Origin of the sequence: Paenibacillus melissococcoides (assembly GCA_944800085.1) — a bacterium.
GTDB lineage: Bacteria > Bacillota > Bacilli > Paenibacillales > Paenibacillaceae > Paenibacillus_B > Paenibacillus_B melissococcoides.
The window spans coordinates 359,853-378,571 of the sequence record CALYLO010000006.1; the positions used below are offsets into that span (position 1 = coordinate 359,853).

Annotated in this window: 18 protein-coding genes; 15 read left to right on the forward strand and 3 right to left on the reverse strand. The window is 53.4% G+C overall.

The genetic code is table 11. The features are described from left to right. The first annotated feature begins 20 nt into the window (after positions 1-20). The 7 genes from OCY70_RS22050 to OCY70_RS22080 all read left to right on the forward strand — a co-directional run bounded on the left by OCY70_RS22050 (position 21) and on the right by OCY70_RS22080 (position 7,000). Positions 21-1,301, forward strand: coding sequence for a WD40/YVTN/BNR-like repeat-containing protein (locus tag OCY70_RS22050; protein ID WP_213428217.1), 1,281 nt, complete (start codon positions 21-23; stop codon positions 1,299-1,301). Positions 1,302-1,456: 155 nt separating this feature from the next. Continuing rightward, positions 1,457-2,152: a response regulator transcription factor gene (locus tag OCY70_RS22055; RefSeq protein ID WP_249725077.1), complete on the forward strand. Its 696-nt coding sequence runs from the start codon at positions 1,457-1,459 to the stop codon at positions 2,150-2,152. Continuing rightward, positions 2,145-3,044, forward strand: a complete 900-nt coding sequence (locus OCY70_RS22060; RefSeq protein WP_249725074.1) for a histidine kinase dimerization/phospho-acceptor domain-containing protein — start codon at positions 2,145-2,147, stop codon at positions 3,042-3,044. The genes OCY70_RS22055 and OCY70_RS22060 overlap by 8 nt, the downstream gene beginning before the upstream one ends. Positions 3,045-3,052: 8 nt before the next feature. Continuing rightward, positions 3,053-3,457 (forward strand): sensor histidine kinase, encoded by a 405-nt coding sequence (locus OCY70_RS22065; RefSeq protein WP_249725072.1) that lies wholly within the window; start codon positions 3,053-3,055, stop codon positions 3,455-3,457. A 340-nt stretch (positions 3,458-3,797) separates the two neighbouring features. Beyond that, positions 3,798-5,132 carry an ABC transporter substrate-binding protein gene (locus OCY70_RS22070; RefSeq protein WP_213428215.1) on the forward strand — a complete coding sequence of 445 codons (1,335 nt, stop codon included), beginning with the start codon at positions 3,798-3,800 and terminating at the stop codon, positions 5,130-5,132. Positions 5,133-5,248: 116 nt separating this feature from the next. Continuing rightward, on the forward strand, positions 5,249-6,106 hold the full coding sequence (locus OCY70_RS22075) for a carbohydrate ABC transporter permease (protein WP_213428214.1): 858 nt from the start codon (positions 5,249-5,251) through the stop codon (positions 6,104-6,106). A gap of 21 nt (positions 6,107-6,127) precedes the next feature. After that, the gene (locus tag OCY70_RS22080) at positions 6,128-7,000 is read left to right on the forward strand and encodes a carbohydrate ABC transporter permease (protein WP_213428213.1); all 873 of its coding nucleotides are present in this window, start codon (positions 6,128-6,130) and stop codon (positions 6,998-7,000) included. Positions 7,001-7,224: 224 nt separating this feature from the next. On the opposite strand, the gene OCY70_RS22085 is transcribed toward OCY70_RS22080, so the two are convergent. Next, positions 7,225-10,353 carry a collagenase gene (locus OCY70_RS22085; RefSeq protein ID WP_213428212.1) on the reverse strand — a complete coding sequence of 1,043 codons (3,129 nt, stop codon included), beginning with the start codon at positions 10,351-10,353 and terminating at the stop codon, positions 7,225-7,227. 627 nt (positions 10,354-10,980) lie between these two features. On the opposite strand from OCY70_RS22085, the gene OCY70_RS22090 reads away from it, so the two are divergent. The 5 genes from OCY70_RS22090 (at position 10,981) to OCY70_RS22110 (ending at position 13,459) form a co-directional block, all read left to right on the forward strand. Continuing rightward, positions 10,981-11,241, forward strand: coding sequence for a DUF3973 domain-containing protein (locus OCY70_RS22090; protein WP_213428211.1), 261 nt, complete (start codon positions 10,981-10,983; stop codon positions 11,239-11,241). 34 nt (positions 11,242-11,275) lie between these two features. Further along, on the forward strand, positions 11,276-11,473 hold the full coding sequence (locus OCY70_RS22095) for a hypothetical protein (RefSeq protein ID WP_213428210.1): 198 nt from the start codon (positions 11,276-11,278) through the stop codon (positions 11,471-11,473). Continuing rightward, on the forward strand, positions 11,457-12,122 hold the full coding sequence (locus tag OCY70_RS22100) for an SGNH/GDSL hydrolase family protein (protein ID WP_213428209.1): 666 nt from the start codon (positions 11,457-11,459) through the stop codon (positions 12,120-12,122). The genes OCY70_RS22095 and OCY70_RS22100 overlap by 17 nt, the downstream gene beginning before the upstream one ends. Positions 12,123-12,366: 244 nt before the next feature. After that, a complete protein-coding gene (locus tag OCY70_RS22105) occupies positions 12,367-13,194 on the forward strand; it encodes an undecaprenyl-diphosphate phosphatase (protein ID WP_213428208.1) in 828 nt (275 codons plus the stop codon). 34 nt (positions 13,195-13,228) lie between these two features. Further along, positions 13,229-13,459, forward strand: a complete 231-nt coding sequence (locus OCY70_RS22110) for a hypothetical protein (protein ID WP_213428207.1) — start codon at positions 13,229-13,231, stop codon at positions 13,457-13,459. A gap of 79 nt (positions 13,460-13,538) precedes the next feature. On the opposite strand, the gene OCY70_RS22115 is transcribed toward OCY70_RS22110, so the two are convergent. After that, positions 13,539-14,033, reverse strand: a complete 495-nt coding sequence (locus OCY70_RS22115) for a hypothetical protein (protein WP_213428206.1) — start codon at positions 14,031-14,033, stop codon at positions 13,539-13,541. A 239-nt stretch (positions 14,034-14,272) separates the two neighbouring features. On the opposite strand from OCY70_RS22115, the gene OCY70_RS22120 reads away from it, so the two are divergent. Genes OCY70_RS22120 through OCY70_RS22130 form a run of 3 tightly spaced genes read left to right on the forward strand, consistent with a single transcriptional unit; the run spans position 14,273 to position 17,538 of the window. Then, the gene (locus OCY70_RS22120; protein ID WP_213428205.1) at positions 14,273-15,244 is read left to right on the forward strand and encodes a sugar phosphate nucleotidyltransferase; all 972 of its coding nucleotides are present in this window, start codon (positions 14,273-14,275) and stop codon (positions 15,242-15,244) included. After that, complete coding sequence (locus OCY70_RS22125; RefSeq protein ID WP_213428204.1) at positions 15,245-16,594, forward strand: UDP-glucose dehydrogenase family protein; 1,350 nt, start codon at positions 15,245-15,247, stop codon at positions 16,592-16,594. It begins immediately after the preceding gene. Continuing rightward, positions 16,591-17,538: an NAD-dependent epimerase/dehydratase family protein gene (locus tag OCY70_RS22130; protein WP_213428203.1), complete on the forward strand. Its 948-nt coding sequence runs from the start codon at positions 16,591-16,593 to the stop codon at positions 17,536-17,538. Before OCY70_RS22125 ends, OCY70_RS22130 begins: the two co-directional genes overlap by 4 nt. Positions 17,539-17,575: 37 nt before the next feature. On the opposite strand, the gene OCY70_RS22135 is transcribed toward OCY70_RS22130, so the two are convergent. After that, positions 17,576-18,718, reverse strand: a complete 1,143-nt coding sequence (locus OCY70_RS22135; RefSeq protein WP_213428202.1) for a glycosyltransferase family 4 protein — start codon at positions 18,716-18,718, stop codon at positions 17,576-17,578. Position 18,719 lies beyond the last annotated feature (1 nt).

Sequence of the window (18,719 nt, forward strand, 5' to 3'; positions counted from 1 at the left end):
TAGGAGAAAATGCTGCGCTTTTGCAGGAATCTCATTGTGCGCCGCGGTTGTGTGACATTTGCTGCACTTTTGCAGGATTTCTCTCCCCGAATCAATTCCACCATCACAACGCCATTTGTTGCGGCTTTGCCTTTCGCCACGCGTATGCCGGCCGGCCCGCCCTAACGCGTAGCGGCATAATCAAGAAATATCTTTCCCCAAGACTGAGGGCGAAGGGGGATTGTTCCAACCTGCTGCCGGTTGGATATCGTCCGGCACCGATGCCCTTCTATTCCCTTACACAGGTTTTATTTATTTCACCTGTCTACCGAAAGGGGAGCATATCAAGCTTGCTTCTGACCACTTTTTTTTATTTAAGGTTCGTTAAAGGTAAGGTGCTTATAATTAGAAATCGTAAGGTAGCTGCCTACAAAAAAAGAAAACATGGAGGGATTCGTATGATTAACGTGATGAACACAACCAAAAAGAAAGCGGGAGCAGCCATCTTGTGCGGCGCACTTGCTCTTACATTAGGAACGGGAACAACCACCTTTGCAGCCGAAGGGGCCACCGATTCTTTGCTCGTAAAACAGGAAAATGGAGTCGTCTCCTACTCTACGGACGGCGGCCAGAATTGGAGCGAGAACGCTCCTGCAAATATGCAGGCAATCAAAGTTGGCGAAGGGAACATCAAAATCAATAATAAACTGGCTTCCGAAGACGGGATCATAACCAAGGTGATGGCCAAGTCGGAAAACGGCAAGACGCTGTACTCTACGGATGACGGTAAGACCTGGAGCGAGACGGCGCCAGAAGGGATGCTGGCCTTCGCCATGGGTGAACAAGGTAATATCAAATTCAAAATGAAAGACGCCTCGGAAGACGGGATCAAAACCAAGGTGATGGTTAAGGTGGAGAACGGCGTGAAGCTGTACTCTACGGATGACGGTAAGACCTGGAGCGAGACGGCGCCAGAAGGGATGCTGGCCTTCGCCATGGGTGAACAAGGTAATATCAAATTCAAAATGAAAGACGCCTCGGAAGACGGGATCATAACCAAGGTGATGGCCAAGTCGGAAAGCGGCAAGACGCTGTACTCTACGGATGACGGTAAGACCTGGAGCGAGACGGCGCCAGAAGGGATGCCGGCCTTGAACAAGGGCGAACAAGGAAATATCAAATTCAAAATGAAAGACGCCTCGGAAGACGGGATCAAAGCCAAGGTGATGGCCAAGTCGGAAAACGGCAAGACGCTGTTTTCTACGGACGATGGACAGACTTGGAGTGAACAAGCCCCTGAGGGCCTGACTGTAATAAAATAAACTTCTATTGAAGCAGCGCACAGAAAACATATCCGCAACCGATGGGGAGAGAGCCCCATTGTTGCGGATATTGTCGCAGCAATGAGCGGTCCCGCGCCAAGAGCTGCAGATTGCCGATCCATTCGGCGTTTATGTCATAAAAATGGGGGATGAATGTGCGAATTTTAATGGTCGAGGATGAAAAGTATATGGCCGAAGCCATGGAACAAGTCCTCAAGAAAAGAAACTACAGCATTGATTTGGCGTTTGACGGCGAGTACGGCTTAGACTGCGGCCTTGCCGATATTTATGATATTATCATTCTCGATATTATGCTGCCCAAAATGGACGGCCTCCAGGTGCTGAAAGAATTGCGGGAAAACGGCATTCAAACTCCGGTGATCCTGCTCTCGGCCAAAGGCGAAACCGAAGATAAGGTCGAAGGTCTTGATAGCGGGGCGGATGATTACTTGGCCAAGCCTTTTCAGACGGAGGAATTGCTGGCCCGCTTGCGTGCCTTGGGGCGCCGCAAAAATGTGCCGATATATGACAGCGTTTTGCAATATGGAGACATTGAGCTCGATCCATTCTCTTTGCAGCTCGGCTGCGGCAACAAAAACCTCAAGCTCATTTTAAAGGAGAGTCAATTGTTGGAGCTGTTAATCAGCCGACAAGGGAAGATTGTATCCAAGGACTCTATCATCGAGAAGCTGTGGGGGTACCACACCGATGCGGAGGATAACCATGTGGAAGTATATATCTCTTTTTTACGCAAAAAATTAAGCCATTTGCAATCCGAGGTTCGGATTCAAACGGTGCGAAGCGCTGGCTATCTAATAAAAACGTCAGAAGATGGGAAAATCTATGTTTAATCAACTGCGCAACCGGCTTCTGCTGCTGAATATGTCCATCATTTCTATCGTGATGATTGGCGCCTTTGCCGTCATTTATTTTACGACTTCTAACCACATTTATGTTGAGAATCAAAATAAATTGGACTTGTTATCCTCGAAACCTAACGCGGCCTATCTTAGCTTGCCGGACGCTGCCGCAAGAGAGAAGACAGTTATCGGAGTCGTTCCTTCCGAATCGGCCCTTTCTTTCCATATGATCGTCAATTCGCATGGAGATATCGTAAAAGTCATCTCCCATATTGATATGCCGGAGGCAAACTATTATAAGGCCGCCGAGCTTGTCGAGGGCGGGAAAAAGGGGGGCGGCATGCTCTCACTCGGCGATAAACGATGGCAATATCAACTCTCTCCGATGAGCGGCACGCTGATATCTCATGAAAACGGAAAAAGCTTCATCATCAATGCAAACGGAGACCATGATCAGATTACCTTTTTAGATGTAACGGAGTCCTATAACACGTTGATGGAGCTGCTGACGACATTAGTTATTGTCGGCCTCATGATGCTCTTTGTCATCTTTGCTATCAGTTTGTTCTTTGCCAACCGCTCGATCGCGCCGATTGCCGAGACCTGGGAGAAGCAAAAACAATTCTTCGCCGACGTCTCTCATGAATTGAAGACGCCGCTCGCCATTATCAATGCCAATTCCGATGCCCTGCTTGCCAATGAGGGGGAGACGATACGGAGCCAGCGAAAATGGCTGGATTATATCAAGAGTCAAACCGATCGAATGGGCAAGCTGGTGAACGATCTTTTATATCTCGCGAAGACCGAGGACACCAATCTTAAATTGAATGCTATGCCTTTTGATATGAGCGAAATGGTAAGCGATGTGATCTTAGCGATGTGATCTTAGCGATGGAAGCGGTAGCGTTTGAGAAAGAGATTACGCTGCTGCAGGAAGTCGAACCGAACATGATCATCAAAAGCGACTGCGAAAAAGTGAAGCAGGTCATTACGATCCTGGTGGATAATGCGATCAAGTATACGGAGAAAAAAGGCCGTATTCATATTACGTTGAAAAAAACAAGGCATCAAATTGCCTTTTCCATAAAAAATAGCGGCAAAGGCATTCCTCCCCAACATCTATCCAAGCTGTTTGACCGTTTTTACCGGGCTGATCCCGCCAGAACACAGGAGAACGGCGGGTATGGCTTGGGGCTTCCGATAGCGAAAGCGATTATCGATCGGCTCGGCGGCAAAATATATGCCGACAGCAAGGAGAATGAGGGCGCGACCTTTACGTTCACGATTGGATTATAGAGCGGCTGCCACTGGTATTCGGATGGTGGTCAGGACGGGTCAGATATGTCCGATAGGGTTCATCTGGCCCGTCTCTCTTTTACATCCTCATTCTTAATCCTCTTCGAAGTCTTCGAAATCCTCATCGTCCGCTATGTTTATTCTATTCTATTCTATTCTTATCTTTCTCATTTCGCCTATGGCATAGGACGTCCCATCCTATCGTTACACCCAATCTGTGGAAGTATTTATCCCTCGATCAGAGGAATGTATCCTTTGAATACGCTCCCACGTGGACTACACTTTAAGTAGACACCAAGAACAATGCAGGGTGAACCAAAAGACTTGGGGGATTTGCAAAATGAAAAGGTCTTCATTGGTACTGATGAGCATCATGCTGTTGCTCTCCATGTTCCTCGCGGCATGCGGCAATAAGGGCGGCAGCAACGCCGGCGGTCCGGCTGAAGGAACGACGCCGCCAGCCGAGACGGGAACGGAAGCCATAGCCGATCCGGTCAAGCTTCGCGTCTTCTCGACTTTCGGGGGAACGGACCCGTCCCGGGAAGCGTTCCAAGCGCTTCTGGATGATTTTACGGCGAAAAATCCTCACGTCACGATTGAAAATGATCCGATGTCCGCCAACGATGACGGCTTCCGGACGAAAGTAAACACCGATATGAACAGCGGCAACGAGCCGGATCTGCTGTTCTACTTCATCGGCGCCGACGCCGAAGGCTTCGTGAACGCGGGCAAGGTTGTTCCGCTGAACGAAATTCTTGATGCGGATCCAGATTGGAAAAATGGCTTTAATGCGAATGCGCTCGAATTTGCAAAACAAAAAGACGGCAACATTTACGCTGTGCCGCTGACCGGATTCTATGAAGGACTGTTCGTGAACAAGAAAATCTTCGAAGAGAACGGACTTGAGCTTCCGACAGACTGGGAGAAGCTGAAAAAAGCGGTCACTACCTTGTCCGGCAAAGGCATTATTCCATTGTCCGTGCCGTTCGACCAGTCCCACTATTTGATTGAGCATATGATTCTGTCCGCGGCAGGTCCGGAGAGCCAGAATAAAGGCTTGATCGACGGCATCGATCCGAACTGGGAAAAAGGCTATGCGGCGATGAAAGAACTGTATGATCTCGGCGCATTCCCGAAAGATGCGGCAACGATTGATCTCGGCATGGCCGGCAACTATTACAGCGAAGGTCTGGCCGCGATGATTTTGGAAGGCTCCTGGGCAATCAATGGATGGAACGACGATACGCGCGACAACTCGACCGTTATCCCGTTCCCGCAGGTTCCAGACGGCGCCGGCAGCGGCAACGATGTCGTAGGCGGCTTCGGCTCCGGATTCTACCTGCCGAAGTCGACTTATGACGATCCAGCCAAAAAAGATGCCGCGATTGCATTGATGAAGCATCTGACTTCCAAGGACAGCATTCAAAAAATCGCGACGGCGAACGGCGGCACGCCTGCTGCCGACGTGGAAGTAGCCGGGCTGCCTCAGGTCGCTCTCGACGGGTTCGCTATGGTAGCCAAGGCCGCTTCTATCAATTCGCCAATCGACAGCAAGGTGGCGCAAGAAACGTTCTCCAACCTTCGCGCCAGCGTTCAACCTGTCGTGACGGGCAAGAAGATGCCGACCCAGGCGATCGAAGATGCGAAGAAAACCGAGGATGAGAACAAAAAATAACAGGAATCGCATCATCGGAAACGGTTGAAAACATGACGAACGCCGCCCTTCTATCCTCATTCGGGCGGCGTAGTCATTTCGCACAAGGAAGAAAATAAACATCAAAGGTGATAAATATGAAGGGCGACCGAAAGTATATTGTTTTGTTTTTGCTGCCTGCAGCGGCGTTTATGTCGGTCTTTCTCTACTATCCGTTCTTCAAGAGCGTCTATCTCAGCTTTTATCGCACCAGCGGTTTTTTCGACAAGAAATTTGTCGGCTGGGATAACTACAAGCGCCTGTTCACGGATGAGCTGCTGGGCGCGGCCACGCTGCACACGTTGGAATTGATGCTTTATGTTATTTTGTTCCAGGTCGGTATCGCGCTCGTGCTGGCGGTGCTGGTCGACAACATTCAAAAGCTGAAGGGATTTTACCGCACCGTTTTCTTTTTCCCTGTCGTCATCTCGGGAACGGCGATTTCCCTGTTGTTCGTGCTGTTCTACAACTACAATTTCGGTCTGTTGAACAATCTGCTGGCGAACTTCGGCATTGAGAAAATATTATGGCTCGATGAGAACAATGCGCTGAGAGCCGTAGCCATTCCAACGGTATGGCACTATATCGGCTTTTACTTTGTCCTGTTCCTGACCGCCATGTCCAAAATTCCGTCCGACTATTATGAAGCGGCCAAGCTGGAAGGGATTTCCGGCATCCGCAAAACAACGATGCTGACCATTCCTCTCATTATGAGCGATATCAAGGTCGTCATTACATTGGCGATTACGGGGACGCTGAAAGTATTCGAATTCGTCTGGGTCATTACGAAGGGGCAGAACGGCACGGAAGTGCTCGGAACCTACATGTACAAAAAGGCAATGGTGGATCAAAACTTCGGTTACGGTTCCACGATCGCCATTTACATGGTCGTGTTCGGCGTTCTGCTGGCGCTCATCGCCAATCGGCTGTTGAAGAGGGACGAGATTACTTACTAAGCATTATAGGGGTGTACAGAGATGGAGCCAACCTTAGTCGTAGAACGCAATGCCCGCCGAGCGAAGTCGAAGCGGTTCAGCTTCAGCGCCGCCTTGATGTATGCCGTACTGACGGCGTGGGCCTTGACGACAATCTATCCGTTATTCTGGATTGTGAACAACTCTTTCAAAATGTCGCGGGATGTCATGAACAACTCGTTCAGCATCGCCTGGAATCCGGTGATGACGAACTACACCAATGCGCTTGACCGGATCAATATCGGGAAGAGCTATTTGAACAGCTTGATTATGTCCTTCGGCACCGTATTTTTGGTGCTGCTGTTCGGTGGCTTGGCGGCTTATATCTTATCCCGCTTCCAATTCCGCGGCAAGAGAACGATTTATTCGATTCTTTATGCCACCTTGCTTATTCCGGCGTTTGCCACGGTGGTGCCGGTATATGAGATTTTGATCAAAACAAGCCTTGTCAATACGTATTGGGGTCTCATTCTGCCGCAGACCGCGGGGAACCTGACCTTCGCCACGCTGGTCATCGCGGGATATATGGCCACGATCCCGAAGGATTTGGAGGAAGCCGCATTCATTGACGGCTGCAACCGCTGGCAAATGTTCACGAAGGTGTTCGTGCCGATATCGCGGCCTGTGTTCGCCTCCGCCAGCATATTCGTATTTATGTGGTCGTACAACGATTTGTTCTCGGCCATGATTTTTGTCAACAAAGAAAACGTCCGTCCGATTGTGGCCTTGCTGAATGAGATCAGCTCTCAATATGGAACCGACTTCGGACTGATGGCGACAGCCGTGTCGCTGACCGTCATTCCGGTATTGATCGTGTATCTGTTCATCTCGAAGTTTATCCAAAAAGGGTTGACCGAAGGCGCCGTAAAGGGGTAACGATCCGAAACGTCCTTTCTTATGGAAGAAAAATTCTTGGAGAATATCACATAGCGGCTTCACTCTCTTGGATTTGCGCGAGAAAGTCATGTCCCGGGGGTGAAGTCTTTGTTCGTTGCCAGTGCTTGAGCTTTGATTCATGAAAAAAAGCGCGCCTCTCTTTTGAGAAAGGCACGCTTTTTCATAGAATTATCTATACCCGCTGAGGCGGGACGGCAGCTCAGTTAGTGCCGAACCTGCAGCGTATAGTGAATATCCTCATCGGCATATTTGTAGACATACAGATGGTATCGTCCCGGTTCTGCCGCGAACCCGCCACTCATTCTGTTGCCGTCCAGCTCGGACGGATACAGGAGCGGACGATCGGTATCGCCTTCCCGGTACAGGATCCAATTTACGCCGGAACCAAGCTGCCGCTCCAGGTCGATATGAAGCTCGGAAGGTTGGTCCACGTCAATGATGAACACATCCTGCCGATCGCTGCCGTTCAGGGTCCCTATGACAGGCCGGCCTGCTGGAATCGGGCCGTTGGCCATATCAGGCGTATCGTTCGGCTCTGTCTCTTCGAACGGAGGAAGCCCCGGCTCCTGCCCGGAATCGGTTCCCGGCTGGACGATCAAGCGATAGGACTGCTCTCCGTGCGCCACAGCATAGACATACACGTAATAAGTCCCCGGCTTAGCCGCTACGGAGCCGGCTACGCTCGTTCCTTCCACTTGCGTCGGATAGGCGGCATAGTTATTCAGGTCAGCCTCGTGGTAGAGCACCCAGGTGGCGCTTTGCGCCTGCTCTGTCTCCAATTCGATGTTCCATTGTTCATCCTTCCCGGCATCAAAACGGTACACATCGACCCGATCCGTATCGCTCAGCTTGCCGGATACCGGCTTGCCTGTTCCATTCAGTTGAACGGCCTGCTCCCAGGTATTGTTCGGCTCATGGTCCGCATCCGGTTGTCCGCCGTCATGACCGCCATCCGCGGCTCCTTCGCTGCCCTCGTTCCCGGTGCCTTCATCCGGCAATTTTTCGCCGTTGTCGTCCGGATTCTCGCCAGCATCCCCGCCTGCAGGAAGCTTGCCGTGGAACACGATATCATAGACGAATCGTCCTGCATCGTCCACGCGATAATTGGAAAAGTATGCGGTGACGGTCTTATACCCGTTCCATGGCTGTTCCGACAAAGCTTGCAGGAAGCCGTCCGTCAAGCTGTTCATCGTCTGCCAATCTTGCTCTTTCCCCGCAGCGGCGCTTCCGATGTAGGTGCCGCGAAGCTCGAAGGTCCGGAAGAAGCGCGATTCCCGCTCCTTAGTGCTCGTATCCTTCAGTCCGGCCACAGCTGCGATTTCGCTATAAATTTCCTGATTCGGCTTCGGCTCCGGCGCCAGCAAATAATCATCCGACACAAGCGGAACCGTCAAGCTGTCATAGCGGGTGACCTGCGAATCGATAGAGCGTTGATAGGCATCATTCATGTTCGCGTCTCCGCTAATCGCCGCAAGCTGTCCTTCATAAGCGGCCGCATCATTGAACCGGATGGCCTGATGAATGCGATCCATCGTGCTAAAATCCTGATGGTACAAGTAATCGTACAACGCAAAGGAATAATCATAAAATTTCCATGTGCCGTACTTCGAATTCACGGTATCCCCCACGGTGAACCGCTCCCCCGGACCGTCATGGCGCAGGTTGCCGACGACCGACTTGCGGGGCTGAATCCCCTCCGTCCGCGTAGATCCGGCGAAGAACTCGGCGCCGCCTTCGTCAAACCATTGCATGCGTCCGGTCTTATACAGCGGCCCCTGGCCCCACATGCCCGGCACCTCGTACCGGCCTTGGAGGTAATGGGTAAACTCATGCCGGAACAGCTCTTCCAGACTATAAATGCTCTGATCGATCGTCCGATCATACGTGAAGAACGTGCCGTCCGGTTCAATGTAAATGCCCCCATTATCGGTGTCGAAGCCGTATAAATACCGGTTCATCCGGTATTCATCCGGATTGTTGTAAATGACGACCGTCAGCACGTCATCCGGATTTCCCTGCTCCAGCGGCTGATCGCTGCCGATGACGCGGTGGAACTGGGCTTGAACCTCCTTCGCCGCCCAATATAAGCGCTGAAGCTGTTCCTCGCTCAGCTGGCTCCCCGTCCGGAATACGAACCGGCCGTCATCGAACTCGACCCGCTGCGGCAAATAGCGTTCCTTCCCGCGCTGCTTCAAGTCGTCCATATCGATCCGGCGGCCGGAAGCATCCGTTGCCGCATAGTGCTGGTCAATCTGATCGGCAGCCACGAAGTAGATCTCGCCCAGCGCCGGCGCGTTCTGCATGATATCGGTCAGCACCCGGTTCACCTGCTGCGGCTCGCTGTAATAACGGCCGAGCGAACCGGTGTAGTAAATGGCGTTATTCGTCAGATACACCTTGTCCGCCGATACAGGTCCATGCTGCGCCATCCGGAACAACTGCTCCAAATAGCCGTCGATGCTTCCCTTGAACGCAGCTTCCTGATCCGGTTCGTTCATGCGCCACATCAGCACATAACCGACACCCTTTATCACCTCGTAGAATGCTCTGGAAGCCTCGTAATCACCGGACAAGACATCCGCGCGGTCGTTGAAGCTCTGAAGAAGCCCTGTCAATCGATTCACGGTATCCGGATCGGTGGTAGAATTGGAGATCATTCTGCCTGTCGCTCCGATAACCTTGTTCTGTAAGTCGTTGCCCCAAGCAAAGGCCGGGTTATCGATAATCGCCTTGATGGCCGGGAGCATCTTTTCCCGGAATGCCGGTTCATTAATCCGGGCCAGCTCCTTGTTGTAATATCCGAGGTAATAACCGGAACGGAGCACCTCCACCAACGTCGGAATGCCTTGATCGTCCTCGGGCGTGAACTGTCTGCCGCTTTCCTGCAGCCGATCCACAATCGCTTGGAAACGATCCTCGTCCGCGTAAAAACGCCGGGTATCGTCATTGTACTTGAACAGCTCCGGAATCTTCGACCATTCGATACGGACGAGCAGATCCGTAAGCTCCTCATACGACAGCGAATTCAATTCCGCCATGCTGTACTGCCTGTCGGTGCGCGCCTCGCTTGACAGCGCCCGAGGCTGCGGCTCAGAGAGGCCGGCATCTGCGGACTTGACCGCCTCGCTCGGAATCTCCCCGTCTGCGCCCAACGGCGCCGCGGACGGCGGAAGCTCATCCATCGCCAATGCACTGGCGGCTCTCGGCTCCGTTACTCCTTCGACCGGGAGCGTCCCCTTCGATTGGGCGGCCGCGAAGCCTGCCGGACTTCCTGCGGCGATGGCCGCCGCCAGCAAAATCGAAGCCCATCTCATCCATGCTTGTTGTCTCATCCTGTGCAACATCCCCCTTATGCATGTTCGTTCATGTTCTCTCTTGATGAACGACAATGCTAAATATCGGCGGCCGGCAGATGGATTGACATGCAGCCAAATTCCCGTTTTTTTCGGCGAATAGTGCCATCGTCTCTATAAAAAGTTCCCGAAAGCGGGATGAAAAGGAAGCGGAGGAAGGTATTTCTTCCGGCAGGGGGCCTGTTCGCCGGCTTCCCTTTTCCAATCGTTATTCCTTGATTGACAGGGACATCCGTAGTATCCAAGGCGACTCGGTTGTGACAAAATGGAATTGTCGAATTTTGTCATTAAAAAATGTTGATCCGGACACCATCGCGTGCCGAAGAGGGCACAAGACAAGTGCTCATTCGGCAACAGCTATCGGCCGCTTCTTCCTTGCGCTGTTGAGCAAACGTCAACAGAATCGCCTAAATGGATCGTTTTGTTGATTTTTTGGTAACGGGCAGGGGGGAAATATGCACACTTTCTCAACATTTGCTGTACTATATAGCAATACGAACCAGTCGCAACTCTAGAACGGGGCCGTTGAGCGGGCGCAGCAGCGTGACGGGCCCTGTATCGTGGCAGCAATGGCGCTCTCAGGGTATCTATAGAGACAAGGAGGTAATGGCTGTGTTTTATTGCATCGTATGTTCCCGGCTTCACGAGGAATGTGGTGCTGAGGATTGGGTATTTGAGCACGCGATTTATATCGAGCCGATGCTCGGCGAGAAAATTCAACTCGGGATGTGCAATAAGAAGGTCGGCAGAGGCAGCAGCCAATATAAATATTCGCGGCGCATGATCAAGGATGAACAGGCGGCATGGAAACAAGTCAACAGCGACATTCCCGTATACGACCATATCGACCGCTTCCAGTTGTGGTGAACCGAAGCTGCTGTCGGCATAGGGATCGCATCCGATGACGGAAGGGAGAGGAAGCGCCCCCCGGTCCGGCATTCCGCCGGGCCGGGGCACCGGAGCGCCGCGCTGGCTCATTGCCACGTGGACCGGAAACGGGTACAATGACAGTGAATTCGCGCCAGCGCGGGGGAGCGGGACCGGCACTGCCACTCGCATTCCAGGGAGAGGGGGAACGGAAGATGACGCCGGACGGTGAGAGCTTATTCGAGATGCTGCATGGAGACAAGCCGCGTCTGTGGCTGTTCACGGGGGACAGCATTACCCATGGGCCATTGCATACGAATGGCATGCGCAATTATGTGGAGCATATTCAGGAACGAATCCGGTGGGAGCTGCAGCGCTTCCACGATGTCGTCATCAATACGGGAATCAGCGGCCACACGATTCAAGATATCGAGCGGGGATTTGCCGAGAGAATCGCAAGATTCCGGCCGGACGCGGTGTTCTTGATGCTGGGGATGAATGACTGCACAAGCGGGCCGGCGGGAAGAGGGAAGTTCCGCGGCAGCTTCGTGCGGGTAATGGAACGAATCCGCGGCATCGGCGCGATTCCCGTGCTGCAGACGCCGAATCCGATCTTCGAGGCGGAGGCGGCGAGAAGATCGGATCTGATCCATTATGTACATATCATCCGGGAGATTGCGCGGGAGGAGCATGCCGTGCTCGTCGATCATTATGCCCACTGGATGACCCGGCAGCCGGATCAAGCCCGGATGCGCTCCGCTTGGCTGAATGACGCCATTCATCCGAATCAGCATGGGCATGTGGAGCTTGCCCGCAAGCTGCTGCTGGACCTGAAGCTGTTCGATGAAGAGAGCCCTACTTGCAATCTGATCCTTCCATAACTGGCATCGCCCCTGGAGCGGCTGTGAATTCATTCTTGCAAGCGAATCATTTTTGCTGTACATTTGGATTCTGGCATCGTGCCGCGCAGCCATGGGGATGGATTCGGTTCGGAACTCATCGGTCATCATTGCAGGTTCGCAGTCTCATGCGCAATACGCGGTCAAGCTGTGCCGGAACGGTGTATCAAGCTGCTGTTTCTTATTTTGTTACGGCTGGGGAAATGGCTGGGGAGAGTGAATAGTTTTGAATTTGTGGGAATCATTTGTGGCCTTCGTACTGGGCCTCGTGGAAGGTCTAACGGAGTTCGCGCCGGTGTCTTCCACCGGTCATATGATTATTGTCGATGATTTCTTGTTCCAATCGAAGGAACTGTTCTCGCCTGCGGTGGCGAATACGTTCAAGATCGTCATCCAGTTGGGATCCATCTTGGCGGTGGTCGTCGTCATGTGGGGGCGGTTCATGAGTCTGCTCGGATTGGGCCGCCGGAAGGAGCGGTCGCCGTTCGAGCCGAGACTGAACCTGCTGCAGGTGTTCGTCGGGCTCATTCCTGCCGGGGTGCTCGGCGTTCTCTTCAATGACTATATTGACGAGTACCTGTTCTCGACGAAGACTGTCGTCGTCGGCCTCGTGCTGGGGGCCATCCTCATGATCGCGGCAGATTGGTTCCGGCCGCGCCGTCCGAGAGCGGACACGGTCGATCAGATTACATATGGACAAGCCTTCGCTGTCGGCTTGATTCAATGTCTGTCCCTGTGGCCGGGCTTTTCCCGTTCCGGGTCGACCATTTCCGGCGGCGTGCTGGCCGGGATGAGCCACCGCGCGGCGGCCGATTTCACGTTCATTATGGCGGTGCCGATCATGGCGGGAGCGAGCTTCCTGTCGCTGCTCAAGAGCTGGGATTCCATTACGATGGAAGCCGTGCCTTTCTTTATCATCGGATTTATCAGCGCCTTCGTCTTTGCCCTGATCTCGATCCGGTTTTTCCTGAAGCTGATCAACCGCATCAAGCTCGTTCCCTTCGCCATTTACCGCTTGGTGCTGGCGGCGGTCATTTTTTTCGTCTTCCTGTAAACACATGAATGTCTTGGCTGCAGCAATGAAAGGGATGCGGTCAAGGCATTTTTTTGCGCTTGGCCGAGATTCCCGTCAAGATTGGGGGGCGGACCAGGATCGGGCGATCATCATTAACCGGGAAGGGGAGATCATTCTTGATCGGGCCAAGTACGAGGCGGGAACCGTTACGGAGCTTGACGGTCTTGGCATCGCCTGTCTGCACTGCGATGAAATGGTGCTGCAAGGTTTGCCGGCCGACGAGTCCTTGCGGATATGGGAATAACCGGTAATCGAAAAAAGCCTTTCTGAAGCAGCCGCGCTTCAAAAAGGCTTTATCTGGGTGGATCAATCATAAGAAAGGATTAGTCATCATCTTCGTCCTCTTCGTCATCATCGTCGTCGTCGTCTTCCTCTTCCTCTTCTTCATCGTATTCGCCATCGCCGTCTTCATCATCTTCATCTTCATCTTCGTCATCGCTGTCTTCGTCGTCTTCTTCTTCGTATTCGCCGTCGCCGTCTTCGTCGTCTTCCTCTTCGTCATCCTCGTCGCCGTCCTCGTCCTCTTCTTCTTCGCCATCCTCTTCGTCGTCTTCGTCACCGCTGTCTTTTACTTCCTCATCCTCGTCGTCTTCGTCTTCGTCGTCTTCATCATTCCAATCCAATCCAACCTTTTCCCCGCCATCCAGCTCTACATCGATATCGGTGACCTTGTCCCAATCGATATCCTCCAGGAAAGAGTCGAGGCTTCCGCCTTCGGCGTCGAACTCTACGATTTTTCCACCCTTATACTCCACCTCAATACTGTCGAACCCTCCCAGATTTTCGAGTTGCTTTTTTACATTTTCATACTTGCTCATTGCGCTCAACCCTCTCCTTGGAATGAATTTGATATTTTACTTTCCCTCTATTCTATGTCTCGCAGCAGATAAGGTATGGACGAATGAGAGAGGAGGATAGTGGAAAAAAACGCTTGCTGGCCGCGGGGTTCCAGATGCACAAAAGTATATTTTCCCTATGAATGAACAGTAGCCCTAACTTGCTAGAATAGGAGAGCATAATCTGGTGTATGCCTGAAACGAATAAAGGAGCGAGCGTCATGAAGGGATTAATCCTCTGTGCCGGCAAAGGATCCAGAGTTCGGCCATTCTCCTCGGATACTCCAAAATCGCTTCTCCCCGTAGCGAATAAACCGCTTCTATTTTATTGCCTCGACAAACTGGCGGAGCTGAAGATTCAAGAGATTGGAATCGTTATCCAACGCGAGCACCAAGCGTTGTTCAAAGCGAAGCTGGGCAACGGTGAAGCATGGGGAATGAAGGTGACCTATCTCTACCAGGATATCCCGCTAGGAATTGCTGACGCAGTCAAGCAAGCGGAAAGCTTTATCGCTTCGGACCCATTCATGCTTCTTCTGGGCGATAACTTGATTGCTCAGTCTCTGTCCGGACTGCGGGACTTGGTGGCACGCCAGGGCCATGACACCGGAATGCTGCTGGGCCGGGTGGCGTATCCGCAGGACTATGGGATTGCCGAAGTGAAGGGCGAATTTGTCATCGGGCTGGAGGAGAAGCCCGAGCGGCCCAAGTCCAACCTGGCGTCCCTGGGGGCGTACGTTTTCACTCCCGCTCTCTTCCGCGCGGTTCACTCCATATCCCCTTCTCCCCGGGGAGAGTATGAGATCACCCATGCGATCCAATGGCTCATTGATAACCATTATTCGGTAGCGTATACGATAACGGATGGAAAGCATTCTGATGTCGGAACGGCGGAGCGTTGGCTGGAGGCGAATCGTTGGGTGTTGGAAGGGCTGGAGAGTCCGGGGAATCCGATTCGGGAGAATGAATATCCGGGATGCCGGATTATCCCGCCGGTCTTATTGGATCCGAGCTGTAAATTAAGCGGTTGCACGATTGGTCCGTATGTCACGATCGGTCCGCGTGCCCGTCTCATCGATTGTCATGTCAAGAACAGTATTGTGCTGGAAGATGTGAGCTTGGAGCATTCCGAACTGAACAACGTGATCGCGAGCCGTCATTTCATCGCGACACCATCTGGGAAGGTGGATTGAATGAACATCTTGGTTATAGGGCTCGGTTATGTCGGCGCAACGACGGCCTTGGCTTTTGCGGAGCTGGGCTGGAAGGTATCGGGGATAGATACGGACAAGGCAAAGCTGGACTCGATGCAGAACGGACAGCTTCCTTTTTATGAACCGGGATTGGACGGGCTGCTGCTGAAGCATGTTCAGTCGGGAAATTTACGTTTTTATACCGATGCGCAGCAGGCGATTCAAGATCATCAAATCTTGTTTTTATGTGTCGGGACCCCGTCCGGGAGCGACGGGAGCGCGGATTTGAGTTACATTCAGCAGGCCGCGCAGCAGATAGGCGAATACATGCAGGAGTATAAAGTGATCGTCGTCAAAAGCACCGTGCCGGTGGGAACGAACCGCAAGGTGGCCGGCTGGATCGCGGGCAGCCAGCTCTCCGAGCAGCCGTTTGATGTCGTCTCGAACCCGGAGTTTCTCAGAGAGGGAAGCGCGCTGTATGATGCGCTCCATCCCGACCGCATCATTATCGGAAGCCAATCGGATAGAGCTGCAAGCATCGTCCGTCAACTCTATCATACGATGTCTTGTCCCTTCATTCATACCGAACCGGCTACCGCAGAAATGATCAAGTATGCTTCCAACGCATTTCTTGCCGCCAAAATCTCCTTCATGAACGAGCTTGCCCGGTTATGCGACCAATGCGGCGTGCAAGTGTCCGATATCGCCGAAGGGATGGGACTCGATGCGCGCATTGGCCGATCCTTCCTGCGGGCCGGCATAGGGTATGGAGGATCCTGCTTCCCGAAAGATGTCAAAGCGCTGCTGCATACGGCTCGTCAATACGGCGTGCGTCTAACGCTGCTGGAGAAGGTCGTTCAGATTAACCGCACCCAATATTTATACCTGATGACGCGGCTGAGCCGGAAGCTGCAGACGCTGGAAGGACGGAAAATAGCCGTGCTGGGCCTTGCGTTCAAACCGGGAACCGACGATCTCAGAGAAGCGCCTTCGCTGGCGGTCATCTCCTATCTGCTGAAGCATGGGGCATACGTGAAGGTGCATGATCCTGTCGCACGCGTTCCCGACGCTGTTCGAACGGTCCGGCTAACCCAATGCCAGGAGGCGGAGGAGGCGCTCCAAGGAGCCGACGCTGCCGTAATCTGCACCGAATGGCCCGCCTATTCGACAATGGAATGGGATAAGCTTCGGAACGTGATGAGAACGCCGTGCCTGTTCGACGGCAGAAATATGCTGGATGCGGCGCAAATGGCGGCCTGGGGCTACGATTATCAAGGAGTGGGGGTCCAACCGCCCAACCAGGGACATCCTCAAGATCGTCTCATAACATCGGAGGGGGACGTATTGTGAACATTTTAGTTACGGGAGCTGCCGGCTTCATCGGCTCCCATCTCTGTGAAAGGCTGCTTCAGGACGAGCAGGCGAGTGTCATCGGCGTTGACGGATTTATCGATTCATCGACGACCCGCCGGAATCGGCAGCTCAATCTTCAGGCGCTGCTGGATCATCCGCGCTTTCTCTTCCATGAGCTCGATCTGCTGAATGCGCCGATGATGGAACTGCTGGATGGTATTGATGTGGTCTGCCATCTGGCGGGGATGCCCGGGGTGCGCTCGAGCTGGGGCCCCGAATTCGCGGCATATGCCGCACATAACATCGTGGCGACCCAGCGCCTGCTGGAAGGCTGCAAGCAGCATCCGGTGCGCAAATTTATTTATGCGTCGACCTCATCCGTCTACGGCGAGCAGAGCGGGCGGGTCGATGAGAGCGCCCAGACGAAGCCGTTATCCCCGTACGGCGTCAGCAAATTAACGGGAGAACACCTGTGCCGCGTCTATTTGCACAATGACGGCATTCCGGTCACGGTGCTTCGCTTCTTTACCGTATATGGACCGAGACAGCGGCCGGATATGGCGTTTCACCGCTTCATCCGTCAAATGCTGCAGGGAGACCCGATAACGCTGTATGGCGACGGAAGTCAGTCCCGCGATTTCACGTATGTATCGGATTGTGTCGAAGGGATTGCCGCCGCGGTGTACGCGGATGGAATTCGCGGCGAGATACTGAACATCGGCGGCAGGGAGCGGGCTTCCGTGAAAACCTGCATCACGCTGCTGGAGGAACTGCTTCAGCAGAAGGCCGCCATACAGTACGCAGGCGACACGTACGGAGAACCCCGCCATACGTGGGCCGATATCGCGAAGGCGGAGTCTCTGCTGGGCTATCATCCGCGCGTTAGCCTTCAAGCGGGATTGGCGGCGGAGATCGAGGCGCTCCGGCAGCTATACCCTTAAGACAGGCGCCGAGATTCCTTCGGCGCCTGTCTCTCCGTCATTGGCCGTTCCATACCTCCAGTATCTCCTGGGCGACGCGCGGCCAGATGAACCGCTGCTCGGCAAGCCGCCGGCCCCGCAGCCCCATCTGCCGGCTGGCCTCCATATTGGAGAGGAGATGGTTCAGCTTCTCGGCATATTCGAGCGGATTCTCCGGATCGGCAATGAGCAGGCCGTTGTCATTCAGCAATACCTCGGGATTGCCGCCGCGTGCCGTCGTTAGAAATGGAAGCCCGGCAGCCATCGCTTCGTAATGGACTCTTGCCAGCGGCTCATCCCAGAGCGAGGTGCACACGAACACGTCTGCGGCGGAGAACCAGCGGTGGATGTCGCCCGACTGCACATACCCGGTCGTGATAACCGGCAGGGGACAACGGGCGGCCAAGGCGCGGACGTAGGCGATATAATCGCTGACCTTGTTATCGCTGTACCAGGCGCCGCCCACAACGACCAGGGCGGCATCCGAATGCTTGAGATGGGACATGGCCTTCACCAGCACATGCGGGCCTTTGTTGCGCGATAGTCTGCCGACGAACAGGATCACTTTTTTCGATTCCAGTTGGTTCTGGGCGCGCAGACTGTTCCGCTCGTTGCGGGCGTAGTCGGATTCCATCCACGGCGCGAAGAGAGACAGGTCAACGCCGGAGTATATCGTCCGCAGCTTCGGGGCGGCATGCGGATGGTAGCGGACGATTTGCTGCCCGATATAGTTGCTGATCGTAATGATCCGCTCCGTCTGTTCGACGGCGGCGCTGCCTTCCTCCGGATGAATCTTGGCCGGGTGGAACATGTCGTTATGCATGCTGAGAATAATCCGGGAAGCAGGCGCTACGCTGCGAACCGGAAGCACGAGGCGCGGCCTGTTGAAAATATGAATGATATCGTAATGCTCCCCTTGTTGGGAGAGGAAGCCGATTACTCCTTCCGCATACTGTTCGAACAGGCCGTCCGACGGAACGCGGACATACCGAATTCCGTCCACGATTTCGGCGTCCGGCAGCTCGGGATCGGTTCTTCCGAGGATGGTCAGACGGTGATGCTGGCCCAGTTGCGGAGCTACTCCGCCAATATAAGTCTGGATGGCCCCGCCTCTAATATTAGGGACAGGGAGCTTTTCCGTACAGATCATTAATACATTCATG